The sequence below is a fragment of the Brucella sp. IR068 genome (genome assembly GCF_049065885.1).
Classification (GTDB): domain Bacteria; phylum Pseudomonadota; class Alphaproteobacteria; order Rhizobiales; family Rhizobiaceae; genus Brucella; species Brucella intermedia.
In genome coordinates this window covers 18,396-35,126 of sequence record NZ_JBAKHE010000025.1, presented here as the reverse complement: position 1 = coordinate 35,126, position 16,731 = coordinate 18,396, and the positions used below count along the sequence as shown (strand labels likewise).

The following is a 16,731-nucleotide window of genomic DNA, read 5'->3' as shown; positions in this document are numbered from 1 at the left end:
GCCCGCTTCCTTCAGACGGATCGCCTCTTCAACCGCGATCTCGTCAAAAGGGTTCATCGACATCTTCACGTTCGAAAGCTCAACCCCCGAACCGTCTCCCTTTACACGGATCTTCACGTTGTAATCGACAACCCGTTTCACTGCGACAACTGCCTTCATGGGGCTAACCTTTCCTTGCAGCGAACCGGATCGTCGTAACGATATATCGGGGCCAGTTCGCACAGACTAATGGACGGACGATCAGAGGCGCGCGCGCTTGGCTTCCGGATCGTAGGGCGATTCCTCAATCACGCGGGCCTTGCGCATCTCACCCAGAACCGGGATTTCCAGCTCCGTGCCCGGCACGCCAAGCTCGACCGGCAGCAGCGCCAGCGCGATATCGTGCCCGAACGTATAGGAGTAGCCGCCCGAGGTGACGCGACCCACCAGCTTGCCATGATGGTATACACCCTCGCAGGTCAGCGTGCTGGCGCCATCGGTTTCAACCGCCAGCGTGACGGAGCGGCGCTTGATGCCTCGTTCCTTTTCCTCGACCAGCGCCTGCCTGCCGATGAAATCGCCCTTGTCCAGGCGGATAAAGCGTTCAAGGCCGCTTTCCCAGGCACTTAGCTCGCTGTTCATATCGCGGTACATGGCACGATAGGATTTGTCGAGACGCAGCGATTCCAGCGCATGCAGGCCGATAAGGCGCAGGCCGTGCTCCTTGCCGGATGCGAGCAAGGCTTCCAGCAGATGCCGCTGATAGCTAAGCGGATGATAAAGCTCCCAGCCCAATTCGCCTTCATAATTGACGCGCAGCAGACGCACATCACTGGCGAGGCCGACCGTTCCCGACTTGATGCCGAACCACGGGAATGCCTCGTTTGAGAGATCGATTTCGGTAAGCGGCTGCAATACCTCGCGCGCCTTCGGCCCCACGATCGTGAAGCAGCCCCTGTCATTCGTCACGTTACGCAGAGTAACGCTTCCATCCTTCGGCAGGAGTTTCGACATTTCGTCAAAGTTCCAACGTTCGGCTCGCGGAGTTGAAATCATGTAGAAAGAGCCGTCATCGAGACGCGCCACCACATATTCCGCCTGCACACCGCCCTTCGGGGTCAAATGATGAGAAAGGTTGACGCGTCCCGCCTTCGGCAAGCGATTGGCGAGAATGCCATCAAGCCATGCTTCGGCACCGGGACCGCTAACCTCGAATTTGGTCATCGGCGTCATTTCGACGAGACCTACCGCGTTGCGCACGGCTTCGACTTCCTCGCTTACATATTTGCCCTTTTCGGTCCAGCGCCAGCTATACTGATCCCTGGCTTCTACACCCTCAGGCGCGAACCAGTTCGGCATTTCCCAACCGTTGAGGCAGCCCCAGACAGCACCCAGTTCCGTCAGGCGATCGTATGACGGCGCGGTTTTCTGCGGGCGAGCGGCAGGCATATCCTGCCCCGGATAATGCTGCTCGGCATGGGTGCCCCATGCTTCGCGCACTTTTTCGCGGGTCCAGTTCTTGTTGGCGTAGTCGCCAAAACGACGCGGATCGAGATCAGATGTGTCGATGCTGTTGCCGCCTTCAACGATACGCTCGGAAAGATAATAGCCGATCGCGCCGCCCCACAGGATGCCGCCGGGCACCCCTTCTGCAATCCAGACATTGTCCAGCCCCCAGGCCGGGCCGACCAGCGGCAGTTCATCAGCCGTCATCTGGAACGGTCCGCGCACATTGGCCTTGATGCCAACGCGGCCGAGAGCGGGAGCCAGCTCGATGGCCTGCTCCCAGTTCCATGAAACCGAATCGAAATCCTCTTCCAGAAGATCCGCTCCAAACCATTCGGGGACGCCGTTTTCGGCAAAGAGCTTCAAATGTTCGGTCCTCTCGTAGGGGCCGAACATCAGGCCGTCGCCCTCCTCACGCAGATAGCCTTCAAAGCCCTCATCGCGCAGGATCGGCATTTCCGGCAGGCCCTGACGCTTGCGCTCGATCACTTCCGGCACGGCATCAGTGATCCAGTATTGATGAATGATAGGAATTGCCGGAATGTCGAGCCCCAGCATGGCTCCGGTCTGGCGGGCATAATTTCCTGTCGCCGAGATGATATGCTCGCAGATGATATCGCCCTGATTGGTCTTCACCTTCCACTCACCGCTTGGCAGGCGCTCGAAACCTTTGACCTCGGTGTTGAGATAGATCTTGGCGCCATTGTCGCGCGCACCTTTGGCGAGCGCCATGGTGACATCGGCAGGCGCAATATGGCCATCATCGGGGTGATAGAGCGCGCCCAACATATCATGGTTGTTTTCAAGCAGCGGCCACAGTTCACGGGCGCGTGCCGGGGAAACCAGTTCGGCGCGCACGCCCTGCACTGCGGCGACACTCATATAGCTCTTGTATTCGTCAAGGCGGTCGCGCGTGTTGGCAATACGCAGCTGGCCGCATTTGTGCCAGCCGACATGCTGACCAGTTTCGGCTTCGAGCCCTTCGTAAATCTCAATGGACTTGTTGATCATACGGCCGATATTGATATTGCGCGCGTAGGAAGGGATCAGCCCCGCCGCATGCCACGTGGAACCTGCGGTAAGCTGCGTGCGCTCCAAAAGCACGACGTCCGACCAACCTCTCTTGGCCAGCCCGTAAAGAATGGAGGCGCCGACACAACCTCCCCCGATGACAACCGCGCGCGCATGAGTCTGCATTCCACGTTCCCTTCCAGTATATTTTGGAGATTGCCGGAGCGCCGCTACGGGCCACGGTACGGACTCCTTTGTGCGTTACATTACAGAGGGTTCTGCGCCATGTGAGCTTGATAAAAAATCTGCGAAGATATAACTTCAGATTATGCACAGGCTCCGCTCGCTCATCCCCTCGGCCAATTACCTCTTCGTGTTTGAGGCTGCAGCTCGACGGCTGAGCTTTACGGCGGCGGCGGAAGAGCTGAATGTCAGCCAGCCAGCGGTGAGCAAGACGATCAAGCTTCTCGAGGAAGCTACCGGACTGAAGCTTTTCCGCCGTGAAAGGAGCCGCCTTGAACTGACGGCTGAAGGACAGAGGCTTTATCGCGAAACGCAGGAAGCATTCGACCATCTGCACATGGTCATCTCGTCAATGCGCAAGAAGCACTCGCGCGATATCATCCGCGTGTCGTTCTCGGCATCTTTCGTGCAGCTATGGCTTCTGCCGCGTCTCAAAGGGTTCAAGGAGAAACATCCGGACGTAGCGTTGCGCATCGAAGAAAGCAGCCGTGACGATCAGGACCTGCTGGAAGAGGATATCGACGTTTCAGCGCGTCTGGGAAGAGGCAAATGGCCGGGTATCCTCGCCTGGCCGTTCGTGACGGAAGAAGTCTGGCCTCTATGCAGTCCTGCCTATCTCAAAGAGCGCGGAGCGATCAGGGAAGCAAGCGACCTTCTGAACCACACTCTGCTACATTTCGAGGAGCGCCATCGCTCGCGGCTTGGCTGGCGCGAATGGCTTGAGCGTTCCGGTGTGCCGAACCCGCGTATCGAACAGGATTTCGTCTTCACCGACGCACTCAGTTCCATCGAGGCGGCTGTGCAGGGGCAAGGCGTGGCGCTTGGCTGGAAACACCTCGTTCATGATCATGTCGTGGCGGGTCGGCTGGTTCCGGCCACGCATATGTGCCATCGTTCCGGCGACACGATCCATCTGGTGATGCCTGCACAGCGTCCGCCGAAGCGAGGTGCGGAACTGTTCCGCGAGTGGCTTCTCGAACAGGGCGCCGACGCGGAACTGAAGCTGTAGGCCCATTTGCTTATTACGCGAACACCACGGTCTTGTGACCGTTGAGCATGACGCGGTGCTCGAGATGCATCTTCACCGCTCGCGCAAGAACCCGGCTTTCGATATCTCGCCCCGTGGCGACGAAATCTTCCGCACTCATGGAATGAGTGACCCGCTCGGTTTCCTGTTCGATGATTGGGCCCTCGTCCAGGTCCGGCGTCACATAATGCGCCGTTGCGCCAATCAGCTTCACGCCCCGCTCGAACGCCTGATGATAGGGCTTTGCACCCTTGAAGGATGGCAGGAACGAATGGTGAATGTTGATGATCTTGCCGAACAGGCGATTGGATAGATTATCCGATAGCACCTGCATATAGCGTGCGAGGACCACCAGATCGGCCTGCGTCTCACGCACCAGATCGATCAGGCGAGCTTCCTGCTCGGCCTTGTTATCCTTGTTCACGCCCCAGCAATGATAGGGAATGCCCGCACTTTCCGCCGTCTCGCGGCTATCTTCATGATTAGAGACGATGGCAACGACCTCGGCATTCAGCCAGCCAACGCGGATCTGATAGAGAAGATGCAGCATGGCGTGATCGAATTTGGACACCATAAGCACGATCTTGGGCTTGCGGCTGGCATCGGCCACCGCGAATTTCATGCCGAACCGCTCGCCTGCCGGTTTCAGTGAGTGCTCGACCGCCTCACGCGGCATGCCGAGCGGCGCGCTGAAAGCAATGCGCATGAAAAAGCGATTGGTCACCCTGTCACGAAACTGATTGCTCTCAACGATATTGCCGCCAATTGCAGCGAGTTCTGTGGTAATCGCTGCAACAATACCGGGCTTATCATCACAATCGAGCGTCAAGACAAAAAGCGTAGGGTCGATGCTGGCCGCAGGCCGCATCCTAGAAGGCATGTCATTCATGATCTTTTCTCGGGAAGTTTCAAGGTTTTAGGGGCTTACCGAAAGCGTAATCTTCCACTTTCGGCACAAAACGGGGGTGTGCATATCCGGCGGGCTTTTCACCCACCGACACGCCGGTATTGAGAATGCCAGCCTGATAATCCGCCGCGAATAATGAGTAGGGATATGTCGGAGGGATGACACTCGCTGCATCCAGCTTGGCACGCAGTTCGTCAGGGATCGAGAAAGCCAGCGCGCCGAGATTGTCTCCGAGTTGTGACAGCTTGCTCGCGCCTATGATCGCTGCCCCGATACCCGGTTGCGACACCGCCCAATTCAACGCCACCTGCGCCATGGATTTGCCAAGCACGCCAGAAACTTCCGCAAGTATGGCGACAATCCTCATATTGCGTTCGGTGAACAGCCCCAGCCCGCCCGCATCGTCGCGACTAAGACGCCCTTCACCACCGGCCCGGTATTTGCCTGTCAGAAGCCCCATGGCGAGCGGGCTCCAAGCGGTAATACCCAGTCCCAGGTTCTGTCCCAGCGGGACAAATTCCTGCTCTATGCTGCGCTCGACCAGCGAATAGGGCAGTTGCAAACTGATCGGCTGCGAAAGCGCGTGGGCTTCTGCCCAGGTCTGCGCACGGGCAGCATACCAGGATGGTACATCCGAGAGGCCGCAGTAGCGGATTTTTCCCGCGCGGATCAGATCGTCGAAGCCGCGAATCACCTCTTCCACAGGCGTCATGCCATCCCAGGTATGCACCATATAAAGATCGATATAGTCAGTCTTCAGCCGTTTCAGCGACTGATCAACCGCACGGAACATATTCTTGCGGCCATTGCCGCCGGCATTGGGATTGCCAGGCTGCAGATTGTTGGAATATTTGGTCGCGATCACCACCCGATCACGGGCGCCGGCTTCCTCGACAAACCTGCCGACCAGCGTCTCGCTCAAGCCCGCACCGTAGGAATCCGCCGTGTCGATGAAATTGCCGCCCGCGTCGAGATAGCGATCAAAGATGGCCCGCGCATTCTCTTCATCCGTACCCCAAGCCCCCCCAATCCCTCTGATCCCCGCATTTCCGAATGTCATCGTCCCGAGCGCCAGACGGCTGACACGCAGACCGGAGCGGCCAAGGAGGAAATAATGATCGAGCGACATAGGAAACCTCCTGACTGTCAGGTCACATAAAGCCGTGATAAGCGCGACAGGCGACGGTCTGTTGGACGTAGTTGATCATTGAAATGAAATCGAACACGGGACGCCCGGTCACCTTCTGCACGGCATGAGCATAAGGGGGAAGATCGCTGCATTCGAGCAGGATGGAGCGAACCTCTGGATTGTCCCGCACGAGCTTCATCGCCACTTCGCAAACTTCGCGCTCGATGGCGGCGGAATCGAGTGTCCCTTTCTCTTCCAGAATCGCCTCACGGAACTCGGCCTGATCTTCCATTCCGGCAAGCACGATCGGGATCGTTTCTGGAATGCCGCTGGCGGCGAAATGCCGTGGACTGAGGCGCTCTGCATTGGCAGTAATTACGCCTACAGTGCCGCGCGCCACAGCGTGCATGAAGGGTATCTGCATCAGGCTCGACAGGAAGACTGGTATATCGACGGCCTCAGCAACCTCTTCCTGGAAATATGCCATGAACCCGCAGGCGCCAGTAATGGCTTTCACACCCCGCCCCTGAAGTTCCAGAGCCGCTTCCACAAAAGCTTCTTTCAATGCCGGATCACGCTGATTCAGAAGACGGTCAATGGAAGCGCCGCGCACCTCCTGATAGCGAACCGGATATGTATAGGTAGTCGCATTACCGACATTGCCGGGCACGCAGGGATAGGCGGCATCCAGAATGAGGATGCCGATCTGTTCCCCATACCATGACTGGCTGTTCCGGCTGACCGCGTAAACAGTCATCGTTGCAGTCTCCGATATGAAATGTGGTTGAAGTGGATGCAGCAGCAAGCCGCTGCATCAAGTGGTGCCGTTCCGGATCACTCGATGAGTTTTGGCGCGCCAGTATTTCCGGCGCTCTCGTCGAGGCCATAGGATTTCAGGATCTTGGCAATGGTGCCGTCCTTGTGCATTTCCTCGATATTCGCGTCGAGAGCAGCACCAAAATCCGTCGCGCTCTTGGCATAAGGCAGACTGGCCTGTGCTGCTTCGCGGGTTGCGCGGATGCGCTCATCAGGCTGCGCGATCTCGACCTTGATGTCCTTCAATGTGCCATTCTTGGCCGCATAAGCGCCTGTCGAGTAGCCGTCGATGCCGACATCGATACGCCCTGATGCAAGATCCTGATGCATGTTCACCGAGTTCGGATAAAGGCGAAGATTGGCACCCAGAAGCTTCTTGGCATCGGTCACCCAGAGATAACCCTGCACCGTTCCGACATTCTTGCCGACGAGTTCCTCGACCGTCTTGATGCCATCCTTTGAATAAAGGCCCATCTGGTCTTTATAAAGCGGATAGGAAAGATTCATCACCTTGGCGCGCTCTGCCGTGCGATACCAGTCACCGGTCGTGATATCAGCCTGACCCGACAGGACATATTGGATAGCAGCCGCGGGATCGACCGCCACTGGCTTCACAGTAAGGCATTCGCGTTTCGCGAATTCGGCCGCAATGTCACCATCGAGGCCGCTCATCTTGCCGCTTTCATCCATGAAGGAATGCGGCGCATAAGTAGTGACGGCAACCATCAGCGTACCGGGCGTAATGGTTTTGAATTCGTGCTTGGGTTTGCAATCCTGCGCCAATGCTGTCGCCGACAGCCCGACGAAAATGGCAAAGCCGATCAGGCCCTTGTGAATGATCCCGTTATTCATGTGCGACTCCCCTTGTTATTGTGCGTTATCGGGTGGCGTAAGCGGACGACCGCTTCTCCACGTAAGAAACGATCCATGCCGCCGGGATGCAGATGGTTGCATAGAGCAGACCGGCCAGCAGCAGCGCAGGCATGTAGCGAAAGGTATTGGACCCAATTTCATAGGCATTGCTGACCAGTTCCGGCAGCGCGATGGTGAAGCAGAGCGAAGTGCCTTGAAAGATAAGGATCGCGAAGCCCAGCAGGGCTGGCAGCGCAACTCTCAAAGCCTGAGGCAGCAACACAAAACGCAACTCGTCCAGAACACTGAAGCCCAGGGCTTCTGCCGCTTCGCGCTGACCATGATGGATCGACTGGAGGCTGGCCCGAATGATTTCACTCGTATAGGCACCGGTATTCCAAGCCAGCGCTATGACCGCTGCTGCGAACGAAGTCAGGGTCAGGCCTGTCGCAGGTAAGCCGAAATACATGAACTGCAACAGAACCAGCGCTGGGGCGCCCCGCCCTATTTCAACAAGGAACAGGCTCACGATCCGCGCCATGCGCGTCTTGGCACCGACGCCAAGCGCCAAAAGAAGCCCAAGCGGAATACCGATGGCAAGGCTCAAAGCAGCTACCTGCAAACTGATTTTTAGCCCACCGAGCAACGCCGGCATCCATTCAAGAAATTCATCCGCGGTCGGAAACATCAGCGCGCCACCTTTGCTCTCAGATAGCTGTCCGCGGAACGCGACAGCCATGCGACCGGCAAGCTCAGGAAAATGTAGAACAAGCCGACCAGGGCGAAGACCTCAATGCCCTTGAAGGTGAGTTGCGATACTTGGTTGCCGCGAAAGGCCAGATCGGCAACCCCGATGGTTGATGCCACGGCGGTTTCCTTCATGAGCCCGATCAGATAGCTCGCCGCCGATGGCAGAGCGACGCGAAAAGCCTGCGGGGCAACCACATCGATCAACGTATATCTGGTGCCAAAATTCAGGGCGGTCGCCGCTTCCCATTGGCCATGATGCAGCGACGCTAATGCCCCGCGATAGATTTCGGCCATATTGGCAGAGGCTATCAAACCGAGACCGATCAGTGCCGCGACAAATGGATTGATAGGCATTATGCCCATGCCGATGCCGAAGAAAATGATGAACAGCCAAAGGATGGGAGGGAGTGCGCGCACGATCTGGATCAACAGCGCCGCAAGCCAGCGTATGAGGGCGAAGCGAGCGCTTCGTGCTGCCAGTAAGGGCACGCCGAGAATGCAACCGATACCGAATGACCCCAGAGTAAGAGCGATGGTCCACGGCAGCCCGCTCAAAATGAGAAGAACATTGTCGGCCGTCATCGGTCGTGCACCGCACGAAGAAACCGCTTCGTACGCTCCTCTTGAGGATTGCGCATAACCTCTTTCGATGCACCTTTTTCAATGATCTTGCCATCGGCCATGATCATCACGGTGTCGGAAACATTCTCCGCAAATCCCATTTCGTGTGTGACAACCAGCATCGTCATGCCGCTTTCCGCCAGTTCCCGCATAACGGCCAGAACTTCGAGACCGAGTTCCGGATCGAGCGCCGAGGTCGGTTCATCAAAAAGCATGACCTGCGGGTCGAGCGCCAGCGAGCGCGCAATGGCGATGCGCTGTTGCTGACCGCCGGAGCACCTGCCCGGATATTGGGTGGCTTTATCTGCAAGTCCGACACGCTCCAGCAGTTGAAGCGCCCGTTCCTCCGCCTCAGCGCGGCTGCGGCCAAGAACGCGCTCTTGCGGCAGACTGACATTGCGCAGAACACTCATATGCGGAAACAGGTTGAATGACTGGAACACCATGCCAACCGTATTGCGCAGCTCCTTCAACTGCGCCTTACGCGGCTCCTGGGTAGCATCAAGCCTGAGCTTGCCGACCGTAATCATCCCACCATCGGGTTTTTCGAGATAATTGATGCAACGCAACAGTGTGCTCTTACCGGAGCCGCTGGGGCCAATGATCGCCAGAACCTCGCCCTGCGCCACGTCAAGATCGATATTCTCAAGAACGCGATGCGCACCAAAATGCTTGCTGAGTCCTTCAAGCCGAATGATCTTTGGCGTGGAAGCGGGAGTATGGGCCGTGTCGGTCACCAGTGTCGGTCGCGTTGCGTTCAACGGGCAAACTCCCCATTTTCCTCGTTCATCACGATTATCCCATCATCCCCACGGCTCGCAGATTTCGATTTTCTGCAACAGACGCTGGATCGCTGTGTTCGGCGGCTGGTTGATATTTTATGCCGCCAATGTTCCCTTGGTTAATCACGATAGTTCCCGGCCAACAGATTACAAACGCAAAAAATATCCGGGACCTCATAACCTGAAGTAATGGAGGGAACAACGCGATTACAGCAGCCGCCCCAGGCGCAAACCATCATAGATTGCTGCGTGTGTGTTGCGCGCCGAAACCGCATCGCCAATGCGGTAAAGCTCGAACGAACTTTCCGCATTCCTGACCAGATTCTGGGGACGCCCGTCCATGAGAGCATCGTAGTCCACGACACCCAGATTTCGTGACAGTGGCTTCAGCTCAAAGTAGAGATCGTCCATCGGTCGCGTCCCGTCATTGACGACGATCTGGTCAAATTCGCGCTCGAAACTGATTCCCACGTAATCACTGCCAATCTGCGCTATCAGACGATTATTATCGCGCCGGATCGCTATCAGTCGATAAGATACGCTGAAGGCCACATCCTTCCTTTGCAGGCTGCGCATATAAGGCACCAGATTCATTCCCATCACTTCGGGCGCAAAGGTGCGATCTGCCGTCATGATTTCGACTTTTCCTCCAGTATTCGCGATGAATTCCGCAGCCTGAAGCCCGGCATGGTCGCCCGCTTCGTCGAAAACAAGCACATTTGCACCCGGCTGCACATCGCCTGAGATTATGTCCCAGGGGGAAACTGCGAGGTCATTGCCTTCGCGCAGGATTTGCATGTCGGGAATGCCGCCGGTAGCGATAATCGCCACATCGGGCGTTTCCGCAAGCACGGTACCTGCCTCGGCCCATGTATTGAAACGAAAATCGACGCCAAGCTTTTCACACTGCGCCATCCGCCAGTCGATGATCCCCATCATTTCCCGGCGGCGCGGGCTTTGGGCCGTCAAGCGAACCTGTCCTCCGGGCTGGTTCGCAGCTTCAAAGACCATGACCTTATGCCCCCGTTCAGCGCTCACCCGCGCAGCTTCCAGACCGGCAGGCCCTGTCCCCACCACGATGATGCGGCGACGTTTCTCTGCCCGACGCAGAGTATGCGGCATGGTCAACTCTCGCCCGGTCGAAGGATTATGGATGCAATAGGCAGCCCCACCCTGATAGATGCGATCAAGACAATAATTAGCGCCCACGCAAGGCCGTATTTCTTCCTCCCGCTTTTCAAGAATCTTGCGAACGATATGCGGATCAGTCATGTGTGCACGCGTCATGCCAACCATATCGAGCTTACCCGATGCAATCGCATGGCGTGCCGTCGCTACATCCTGAATTTTCGACGCATGAAATGTGGCCATCCCCGTGCTGGAACGGATTTCGCCAGCAAAATCCAGATGCGGTGCGCTCGGCATTCCCTGTATGGGGATGACATCGACTAGCCCCGCATCGGTCTCGATATGACCGCGAATGACGTTGAGAAAATCGACCAGTCCGCTTTCCTTGAGCTTGCGCGAAATCTCAAGTCCATCGCTTTTCGTCAACCCGCCCTCAAGAACTTCATCGGCGACATAACGTATCCCGATCAGAAAATCAGGCCCCACGCGCTCCCGAATGGCAGTCAGAACCTGCAACGAAAAACGCATACGATTATCGAGATCGCCGCCGAAAGCGCCGTCGAGTTCATTGGTAAGCGGCGACCAGAACTGATCTAGCAGATGACCGTAGGCTTCAAGCTCCAGCCCGTCGAGACCGGCTGCCTGCATGCGTTCTGCGGCATCTGCATAATCCGCAATAATGCGCTCAATGTCCCAATCCTCCGCTTTTTTGGGATAGGCGCGATGAGCAGGCTCGTGCTTGCCCGTTGAGGATAGCGAAGGCAACCAGTCTCCCTTATCCCAACGTGTTCGACGACCGAGATGAGTAAGCTGGATCATCACCGCCGCGCCATGTTCATGACACTCGTCGGCGAGATCCCGAAGCCACGGCACGACCTCGTCCTTGTAGGCGAGCACATTGTTGAAAGCCGGCGGACTGTCTCTGGAAACCGATGCCGAACCCGCTGTCATCGTCAAGGCAATACCGGCTTTTGCACGCTCGACATGGTAGGCGCGATAGCGTTCCTTCGGCATGCCCTCTTCGGCATAAGCAGGTTCGTGGGAGGTAAGCATGATGCGGTTGCGAAGCATCAGATGCTTGATCTGAAGCGGCTGCAGCAGCGGATCGACCGACATGGCGAGAGTTCCCGTTGATTGTTTGTCCTGAGCTAAATATAAATGTACATAAGTGTCAATTTAATAATCATATATGTACATAACTCTTGCCAAACTTGTTCGGCTTGATAAAATTCCGATATGGAACAAAACATCACGAATGATGCAGGGTGGCGCGGCTCGCCCGATTTATGGCTTCAGGCAGCTTATGATGCGCTGATCGAAAGTGGCATTGACGCCGTTCGCATCATGCCGCTTGCCAAGTCGCTCGATATTTCGCGCACAAGTTTTTACTGGTTTTTCAAGGACCGCGAAGAGCTGCTCGACGCGCTTATTGCACGCTGGCGCGACAAGAATACGGGCGCTCTTCTGCGTCAGGCTGATGCCTATGCTGAAACAATACAGGAAGCGGTCCTGAACGTGTTTGACTGCTGGCTGGACCACAGTCTGTTCGATTCCGCTTTTGAATTTGCGATCCGCAGCTGGGCGCTTCAATCGACCGACGTCGAAGACGAGGTGAGGAACGCCGACGCCATACGCCTGGAAGGCCTGGCGCGGATGTTTGAACGTTTTGGCTTTGGCGGCCCCGTGTCCGATGTGCGTGCCCGCACGCTCTATCTGGTGCAGATCGGATACTTTTCCATGCGAACGCGGGAAGAGACCGATGTGCGCCTCGCGCGCATCCCCTATTATGTCGAGACATTCACAGGCCAGGCGCCAGAGCAAAGGGAACTGGACAGATTTCTCTCACGACACAGGGCGCGATGATGGGATATGTAAGTCCGAGTGACCGCTCGATAAGAAATTCCGCCCCGTGCAATAATTTAATGCCAATTATCGATCAACTCTTCCGTGCAAACCAGTTCGAGCTGCTCGCTAAAACGCTGATGGCAGAGGGAAATGATCGCGTCATGCGTCTGATCGGAAACACTGCACACGGCGTCGGTGACCACAATCACCCGGTATCCTCGATCCACGGCGCCCAATAGCGTTGCCAGGACACAAAGGTCGGTCTCAGCGCCGCTGACGATCAGTGTGTGAACACGCCTTTTGTGCAGATATCGCTGGAGAAAGCCTTCTGTCCAGGGAGAATATACAGTCTTGTCGAGCAGAGCGGCGGGTGGCGAAAATTCCCGCAGCGGGGCGACGAGTTCAATAAGCCACGGATCCACACGTTCAAGGGTAAGGGCTTCCCACTTGCGGTAATAACTCTTCCATGCTCCCATCGCCGCCTCTGGTGACTTGGGGGGTATGAAACGGGTGAAAACCGTATCCTCACTGCGTCGGGAACAGATATCGACGATATTGGGCAGGATTGCCTCGACCCACGGCACATGCCAGGGCGATGCGGGGCCAAAGAGATTCTGCATATCAATGCAAAGATGCATGCAGCCTTCTCGCAGGTTGCCCCGTAAAAGCCCGGTTTCCAGAGGCATTTATCCTTCGATCCTTTCCACGGCGCTTTGGCCGCTCGCTCCCTCGATCATAAGCAACATCCGCGCCAATGCCTCATTCACCGCATCGGCCGGGGAAAGTTGAATACATTGAGGATTTTGAAAGTAAACGGAAACGGTGTTGCCGGAATCGTCAAAGAACTGAACGGAATAGGCTTCATCGTCTTCTATCGAAACGACCTGTGTTGCCATCATCATCTGCCAAACTCCTGTTGGACTTACCGAACTCACCAGAATGGCTTTCGTTCCCGCGATGTTTCCTGGAGCAGAGGTGGTTTGAGGTGCGAGCGATAAAGATCGCGATCGTTCTCGCGGCGGCGAGCTGTAAGAATGTACGCTAGCGTACATTTACCCACTTTGGAGGGAACCAACTGGCCGGCACGATCTTACTTCCCCGGTGAAGGAGGAATACACCATGCCATCAAAATCGGATTTCGAAAAAGAGGTGTTGGCGCTGGTGCCCGCGTTGCACCAGTTCGCCCGGACGATGTGCCATCAAAGTTCCGACGTCGATGATCTGGTGCAGGAGACGCTTCTGAAAGCTCTGCGCCATCGAGACAGGTTCACCCCTTACGGCTCGCTCAAGTCGTGGCTGTTCACCATTATGAAAAACACGTTCTGCACCAGGATCAAGAAAGCGCGCCGCGAAGATGCGCTCGAGACGTGGGAGGAGCCGACGATAAGCGCGCCTCAGGAATTGGCGCTCGAATTGCAGGATGTCGGCGAGGCATATGGTAAATTGTCCCCCGCGCATAAAAAGGTGCTCGATCTGGTGATATTCAACGGGCTAAGCTACGAACACGCCGCGATGGCAACCGGCTGCACGATCGGAACGATCAAGAGCAGGCTTAACAGGGCGAGAGCTCGGCTCGAAAGCAATTTACACCCGGGTGGGATAAGCGTTTCGGAGCAATAGCCGAAGCGGGGTGGGCGAACCTTGCTCACAGTCTGGAAACGAGATCTCTGCAAAGTGCTTCCGGAACCAATTTTTGCTCCGCAGGTTCACCCTCATGACGAACGACCGAGGTGCACCAGATGTCTTTTCCGCCGACAGATGCCAGGGCCAATAAGCTTCTGGCATTGCTTTCTCCGTCCGACTACGAGAACGTCATCCGCGAGACATCATATGCGGAACTCCCACGCGGTACGATACTCGCGAAAACGGGAAAGCCGATCGAAAAGGTCTATTTCCTCACGGCGGGTATCGGTTCAATTGTCGTTACCACCACGGAAGGACGCCGGGCAGAAGCGGGAATCTTCGGATGTGACGGATATATTCCGACCTCCGCGATCGCCGGGGTCGAAACCAGTTCATATGATGTCCTCGTGCAGGTCGCCGCGCAAGGCTACGAAATGCCTTATGACAAGTTTCGCCGGTGGATGGAAGGAAACCGCAACTTTTCGAAGATCATGATCCGATCCATCGAGGCCTTTTCTATTCAGCTTGCTTATACAGCCGTTTCGAACGCCATTCACGGCGTCACGCAACGCTTAGCCCGTTGGCTGCTGATGTGCGATGACCGAATATCCGGCCATAAAATTTCTCTCACCCACGAATTCCTCTCAGTCATGCTTGCCGTTCGTCGTCCCAGTGTCACGACTTCCCTTCACATTCTTGAGGGATTAGGCCTGATCAAGTCAGAACGAGGAGTGGTTTTTATTCGTAACCGCCACGAACTGGAACGCTATGCCCGGGACGCCTATGGCTGGCCGGAAAGGGAATCCGCGCGACTGATGCAGGGCATTGGGCCGATGCAGGATTAGGATCGGTCTTCCAAAAAATTTCCAACAATTCGGTTGTCTCTTCAGGTTGGAGCGAACTGAAACCTTTTGCCGCGCTGTTGGTTGCGTTTCCGAAACCCAGGAACAGGAGACAGGAAATGCAGTTCAAAGTACTGGGAGAAGGCGAAGGCCAGCGCACTTTCATCGTTGTGCTGCCCCGGGAAGAAGCCGTGGTCGCAACGCTTGAACGTTTTGTCCGCGAACAGGCCCTCACTGCGGCCTCGTTGTCCGGGATCGGCGCTTTCAGCCAAGCGACGCTGGGATTTTTCGACCTTGAACGGCAGGACTATCACCGGATCGAGATCAACGAACAATGCGAAGTGCTCAGCCTGCTCGGCGATTGCGCGCTGGATGAACAAGGAAGGCCCGGCCTGCATTTGCATGTCGTTGTTGGAATGCGCAGTGGTGAGGCGAAAGGCGGTCATCTGATCGAAGCGACAGTCCGCCCAACGCTGGAGGTGATCATCAAGGAAAACGCAAGCACCATGATGCGGACCTATCGACCGGAACTGGGCCTGGCATTGATCGATCCGAAAAAATAGCGGTGGAATGCGCCTGCCGCAGCTGGCAGATACATCCCGCTACAGGAGCGGCTTGCCGCCGGTGACAGCTACGGTGGCGCCCGAAGTGAAGCTCGACAGCGGGTCTGCCAGCATGACATAAGCAGAAGCAAGTTCTGCCGGTTGGGCAGGCCTTTTCATAGGTGTCTGCTTGCCGAAATTTCGTACCGCATCTTCGGGAAGGGTTGAGGGAATGAGTGGGGTCCATACCGGCCCGGGAGCGACAGCATTGGCGCGAATGTCCTTTTCCGCCAGAAGCTGCGCCAGTCCCGCAGTAAAATTCTGGATCGCGCCCTTGGTCGTTGCATAGGCCAGCAGACTCGGATTCGGCATATCAGAATTGATGGAAGCCGTATTAATGATCGCAGATCCGGGTTTCATGTGAGGAATGGCTGCTTTCGTCAGATAGAACATCGCGTGGATGTTGACGCGAAACGTCAGTTCCCACTCCTCGTCGCTGATATCGTCGAGCGCCGAGAAACTTGCCTGATGAGCCGCATTGTTCACCAGAATATCGATGCCGCCCAGCTCGCTCACAGCGCGATCAACCACATCGCGGCAAGTCTGTGCATGCTGGATATCGCACTTCATCAGGACAGCCTTTCTGCCCTCTTTCTCAATGAGTGATTTGGTGGCGAGCGCGTCTTCATCTTCTTCCAGATAGGCGATCAGCATATCCGCGCCTTCGCGTGCATATGCTATCGCCACAGCTCGGCCGATACCGCTGTCTCCCCCCGTGATAATCGCCCGCAACCCCTCCAGTTTGCCCGACCCCTTGTAGGAGGTTTCCCCATGGTCGGGCGTCGGATTCATCTTTTCTGTGTAACCGGGCATGGGTTGGTGCTGGGTTTCGAACGGCGGCTGTGGATATTGTCTTTCCATTTCGGCTTGTCCTTTCTTTCGCTCACCGCCCTAACAGCGAGCTGCGGCATATGTTCCAGGACAAAACTTTGGTGGTGCCAGCCACGAAGACAATTTGGGGGTATTTATCCCCTCTGGAACGCGGTCGAGGTGCTCATAGAAGGTTTCTCTTGACCACCTCAAAGATATGCAGACGCCTCCGGGCCCGGTGTGTGCGAGCCTATGCTC

17 protein-coding genes and 1 pseudogene are annotated in these 16,731 nt (G+C 56.4%); 5 read left to right on the top strand and 13 right to left on the bottom strand.

Going from position 1 to position 16,731, the window contains the following annotated elements; genetic code table 11:
- Together ACOWVS_RS22620 and ACOWVS_RS22615 are read right to left on the bottom strand one after the other, a co-directional pair.
- A pseudogene (locus tag ACOWVS_RS22620) lies at positions 1-159 on the bottom strand (electron transfer flavoprotein subunit beta/FixA family protein); the annotation flags it as partial.
- Positions 160-240: 81 nt separating this feature from the next.
- Complete coding sequence (locus tag ACOWVS_RS22615; RefSeq protein ID WP_006469723.1) at positions 241-2,682, bottom strand: GcvT family protein; 2,442 nt, start codon at positions 2,680-2,682, stop codon at positions 241-243.
- A 142-nt stretch (positions 2,683-2,824) separates the two neighbouring features.
- On the opposite strand from ACOWVS_RS22615, the gene ACOWVS_RS22610 reads away from it, so the two are divergent.
- Positions 2,825-3,748: a LysR substrate-binding domain-containing protein gene (locus ACOWVS_RS22610; protein ID WP_006469722.1), complete on the top strand. Its 924-nt coding sequence runs from the start codon at positions 2,825-2,827 to the stop codon at positions 3,746-3,748.
- Between the two features lie 13 nt (positions 3,749-3,761).
- Here the strand turns inward: ACOWVS_RS22610 and purU are convergent, their stop codons facing one another.
- The 8 genes from purU to ACOWVS_RS22570 all read right to left on the bottom strand — a co-directional run bounded on the left by purU (position 3,762) and on the right by ACOWVS_RS22570 (position 11,867).
- The gene (purU, locus tag ACOWVS_RS22605; RefSeq protein WP_006469721.1) at positions 3,762-4,655 is read right to left on the bottom strand and encodes a formyltetrahydrofolate deformylase; all 894 of its coding nucleotides are present in this window, start codon (positions 4,653-4,655) and stop codon (positions 3,762-3,764) included.
- Between the two features lie 19 nt (positions 4,656-4,674).
- Positions 4,675-5,802 carry an aldo/keto reductase gene (locus tag ACOWVS_RS22600; RefSeq protein WP_006469720.1) on the bottom strand — a complete coding sequence of 376 codons (1,128 nt, stop codon included), beginning with the start codon at positions 5,800-5,802 and terminating at the stop codon, positions 4,675-4,677.
- A 22-nt stretch (positions 5,803-5,824) separates the two neighbouring features.
- A complete protein-coding gene (locus ACOWVS_RS22595; protein ID WP_006470708.1) occupies positions 5,825-6,559 on the bottom strand; it encodes an aspartate/glutamate racemase family protein in 735 nt (244 codons plus the stop codon).
- 77 nt (positions 6,560-6,636) lie between these two features.
- On the bottom strand, positions 6,637-7,470 hold the full coding sequence (locus ACOWVS_RS22590; RefSeq protein ID WP_006469718.1) for a transporter substrate-binding domain-containing protein: 834 nt from the start codon (positions 7,468-7,470) through the stop codon (positions 6,637-6,639).
- A 25-nt stretch (positions 7,471-7,495) separates the two neighbouring features.
- On the bottom strand, positions 7,496-8,209 hold the full coding sequence (locus tag ACOWVS_RS22585; RefSeq protein WP_006469717.1) for an amino acid ABC transporter permease: 714 nt from the start codon (positions 8,207-8,209) through the stop codon (positions 7,496-7,498).
- Positions 8,158-8,802 (bottom strand): amino acid ABC transporter permease, encoded by a 645-nt coding sequence (locus tag ACOWVS_RS22580; protein ID WP_006469716.1) that lies wholly within the window; start codon positions 8,800-8,802, stop codon positions 8,158-8,160. The genes ACOWVS_RS22585 and ACOWVS_RS22580 overlap by 52 nt, the downstream gene beginning before the upstream one ends.
- Positions 8,799-9,602, bottom strand: a complete 804-nt coding sequence (locus ACOWVS_RS22575) for an amino acid ABC transporter ATP-binding protein (RefSeq protein WP_006469715.1) — start codon at positions 9,600-9,602, stop codon at positions 8,799-8,801. Before ACOWVS_RS22575 ends, ACOWVS_RS22580 begins: the two co-directional genes overlap by 4 nt.
- Positions 9,603-9,830: 228 nt before the next feature.
- Positions 9,831-11,867: an NADH:flavin oxidoreductase gene (locus tag ACOWVS_RS22570; RefSeq protein WP_006469714.1), complete on the bottom strand. Its 2,037-nt coding sequence runs from the start codon at positions 11,865-11,867 to the stop codon at positions 9,831-9,833.
- 120 nt (positions 11,868-11,987) lie between these two features.
- Here ACOWVS_RS22570 and ACOWVS_RS22565 point away from each other — a divergent pair, with 120 nt between their 5' ends.
- Entirely contained in the window at positions 11,988-12,614 is a 627-nt protein-coding gene (locus ACOWVS_RS22565; protein ID WP_006469713.1) for a TetR/AcrR family transcriptional regulator, read from the top strand.
- Between the two features lie 56 nt (positions 12,615-12,670).
- Here ACOWVS_RS22565 and ACOWVS_RS22560 read toward each other — a convergent pair whose 3' ends face one another.
- Both ACOWVS_RS22560 and ACOWVS_RS22555 read right to left on the bottom strand, forming a co-directional pair.
- Positions 12,671-13,282: a cysteine hydrolase family protein gene (locus tag ACOWVS_RS22560; RefSeq protein WP_006469712.1), complete on the bottom strand. Its 612-nt coding sequence runs from the start codon at positions 13,280-13,282 to the stop codon at positions 12,671-12,673.
- On the bottom strand, positions 13,283-13,498 hold the full coding sequence (locus ACOWVS_RS22555; RefSeq protein ID WP_006470710.1) for a hypothetical protein: 216 nt from the start codon (positions 13,496-13,498) through the stop codon (positions 13,283-13,285).
- 217 nt (positions 13,499-13,715) lie between these two features.
- On the opposite strand from ACOWVS_RS22555, the gene ACOWVS_RS22550 reads away from it, so the two are divergent.
- From ACOWVS_RS22550 to ACOWVS_RS22540, 3 genes are all read left to right on the top strand, one after another.
- Complete coding sequence (locus tag ACOWVS_RS22550; protein WP_006470711.1) at positions 13,716-14,216, top strand: RNA polymerase sigma factor; 501 nt, start codon at positions 13,716-13,718, stop codon at positions 14,214-14,216.
- Positions 14,217-14,335: 119 nt separating this feature from the next.
- On the top strand, positions 14,336-15,064 hold the full coding sequence (locus ACOWVS_RS22545) for a Crp/Fnr family transcriptional regulator (RefSeq protein WP_006469709.1): 729 nt from the start codon (positions 14,336-14,338) through the stop codon (positions 15,062-15,064).
- A gap of 116 nt (positions 15,065-15,180) precedes the next feature.
- Complete coding sequence (locus ACOWVS_RS22540; RefSeq protein WP_006470712.1) at positions 15,181-15,624, top strand: PPC domain-containing DNA-binding protein; 444 nt, start codon at positions 15,181-15,183, stop codon at positions 15,622-15,624.
- A gap of 39 nt (positions 15,625-15,663) precedes the next feature.
- On the opposite strand, the gene ACOWVS_RS22535 is transcribed toward ACOWVS_RS22540, so the two are convergent.
- Entirely contained in the window at positions 15,664-16,524 is an 861-nt protein-coding gene (locus tag ACOWVS_RS22535; protein WP_006469707.1) for an SDR family oxidoreductase, read from the bottom strand.
- Positions 16,525-16,731: the final 207 nt, after the last annotated feature.

What these genes read in the sequence shown, in the direction of transcription:
- ACOWVS_RS22615 (WP_006469723.1), bottom strand. Translation starts at nt 2,682, where the DNA reads ATGCAGACTCATGCGCGCGCGGTTGTCATCGGGGGAGGTTGTGTCGGC.
- ACOWVS_RS22610 (WP_006469722.1), top strand. Translation starts at nt 2,825, where the DNA reads ATGCACAGGCTCCGCTCGCTCATCCCCTCGGCCAATTACCTCTTCGTG.
- purU (WP_006469721.1), bottom strand. Translation starts at nt 4,655, where the DNA reads ATGAATGACATGCCTTCTAGGATGCGGCCTGCGGCCAGCATCGACCCT.
- ACOWVS_RS22600 (WP_006469720.1), bottom strand. Translation starts at nt 5,802, where the DNA reads ATGTCGCTCGATCATTATTTCCTCCTTGGCCGCTCCGGTCTGCGTGTC.
- ACOWVS_RS22595 (WP_006470708.1), bottom strand. Translation starts at nt 6,559, where the DNA reads ATGACTGTTTACGCGGTCAGCCGGAACAGCCAGTCATGGTATGGGGAA.
- ACOWVS_RS22590 (WP_006469718.1), bottom strand. Translation starts at nt 7,470, where the DNA reads ATGAATAACGGGATCATTCACAAGGGCCTGATCGGCTTTGCCATTTTC.
- ACOWVS_RS22585 (WP_006469717.1), bottom strand. Translation starts at nt 8,209, where the DNA reads ATGGCTGTCGCGTTCCGCGGACAGCTATCTGAGAGCAAAGGTGGCGCG.
- ACOWVS_RS22580 (WP_006469716.1), bottom strand. Translation starts at nt 8,802, where the DNA reads ATGACGGCCGACAATGTTCTTCTCATTTTGAGCGGGCTGCCGTGGACC.
- ACOWVS_RS22570 (WP_006469714.1), bottom strand. Translation starts at nt 11,867, where the DNA reads ATGTCGGTCGATCCGCTGCTGCAGCCGCTTCAGATCAAGCATCTGATG.
- ACOWVS_RS22565 (WP_006469713.1), top strand. Translation starts at nt 11,988, where the DNA reads ATGGAACAAAACATCACGAATGATGCAGGGTGGCGCGGCTCGCCCGAT.
- ACOWVS_RS22560 (WP_006469712.1), bottom strand. Translation starts at nt 13,282, where the DNA reads ATGCCTCTGGAAACCGGGCTTTTACGGGGCAACCTGCGAGAAGGCTGC.
- ACOWVS_RS22555 (WP_006470710.1), bottom strand. Translation starts at nt 13,498, where the DNA reads ATGATGATGGCAACACAGGTCGTTTCGATAGAAGACGATGAAGCCTAT.
- ACOWVS_RS22550 (WP_006470711.1), top strand. Translation starts at nt 13,716, where the DNA reads ATGCCATCAAAATCGGATTTCGAAAAAGAGGTGTTGGCGCTGGTGCCC.
- ACOWVS_RS22545 (WP_006469709.1), top strand. Translation starts at nt 14,336, where the DNA reads ATGTCTTTTCCGCCGACAGATGCCAGGGCCAATAAGCTTCTGGCATTG.
- ACOWVS_RS22540 (WP_006470712.1), top strand. Translation starts at nt 15,181, where the DNA reads ATGCAGTTCAAAGTACTGGGAGAAGGCGAAGGCCAGCGCACTTTCATC.
- ACOWVS_RS22535 (WP_006469707.1), bottom strand. Translation starts at nt 16,524, where the DNA reads ATGGAAAGACAATATCCACAGCCGCCGTTCGAAACCCAGCACCAACCC.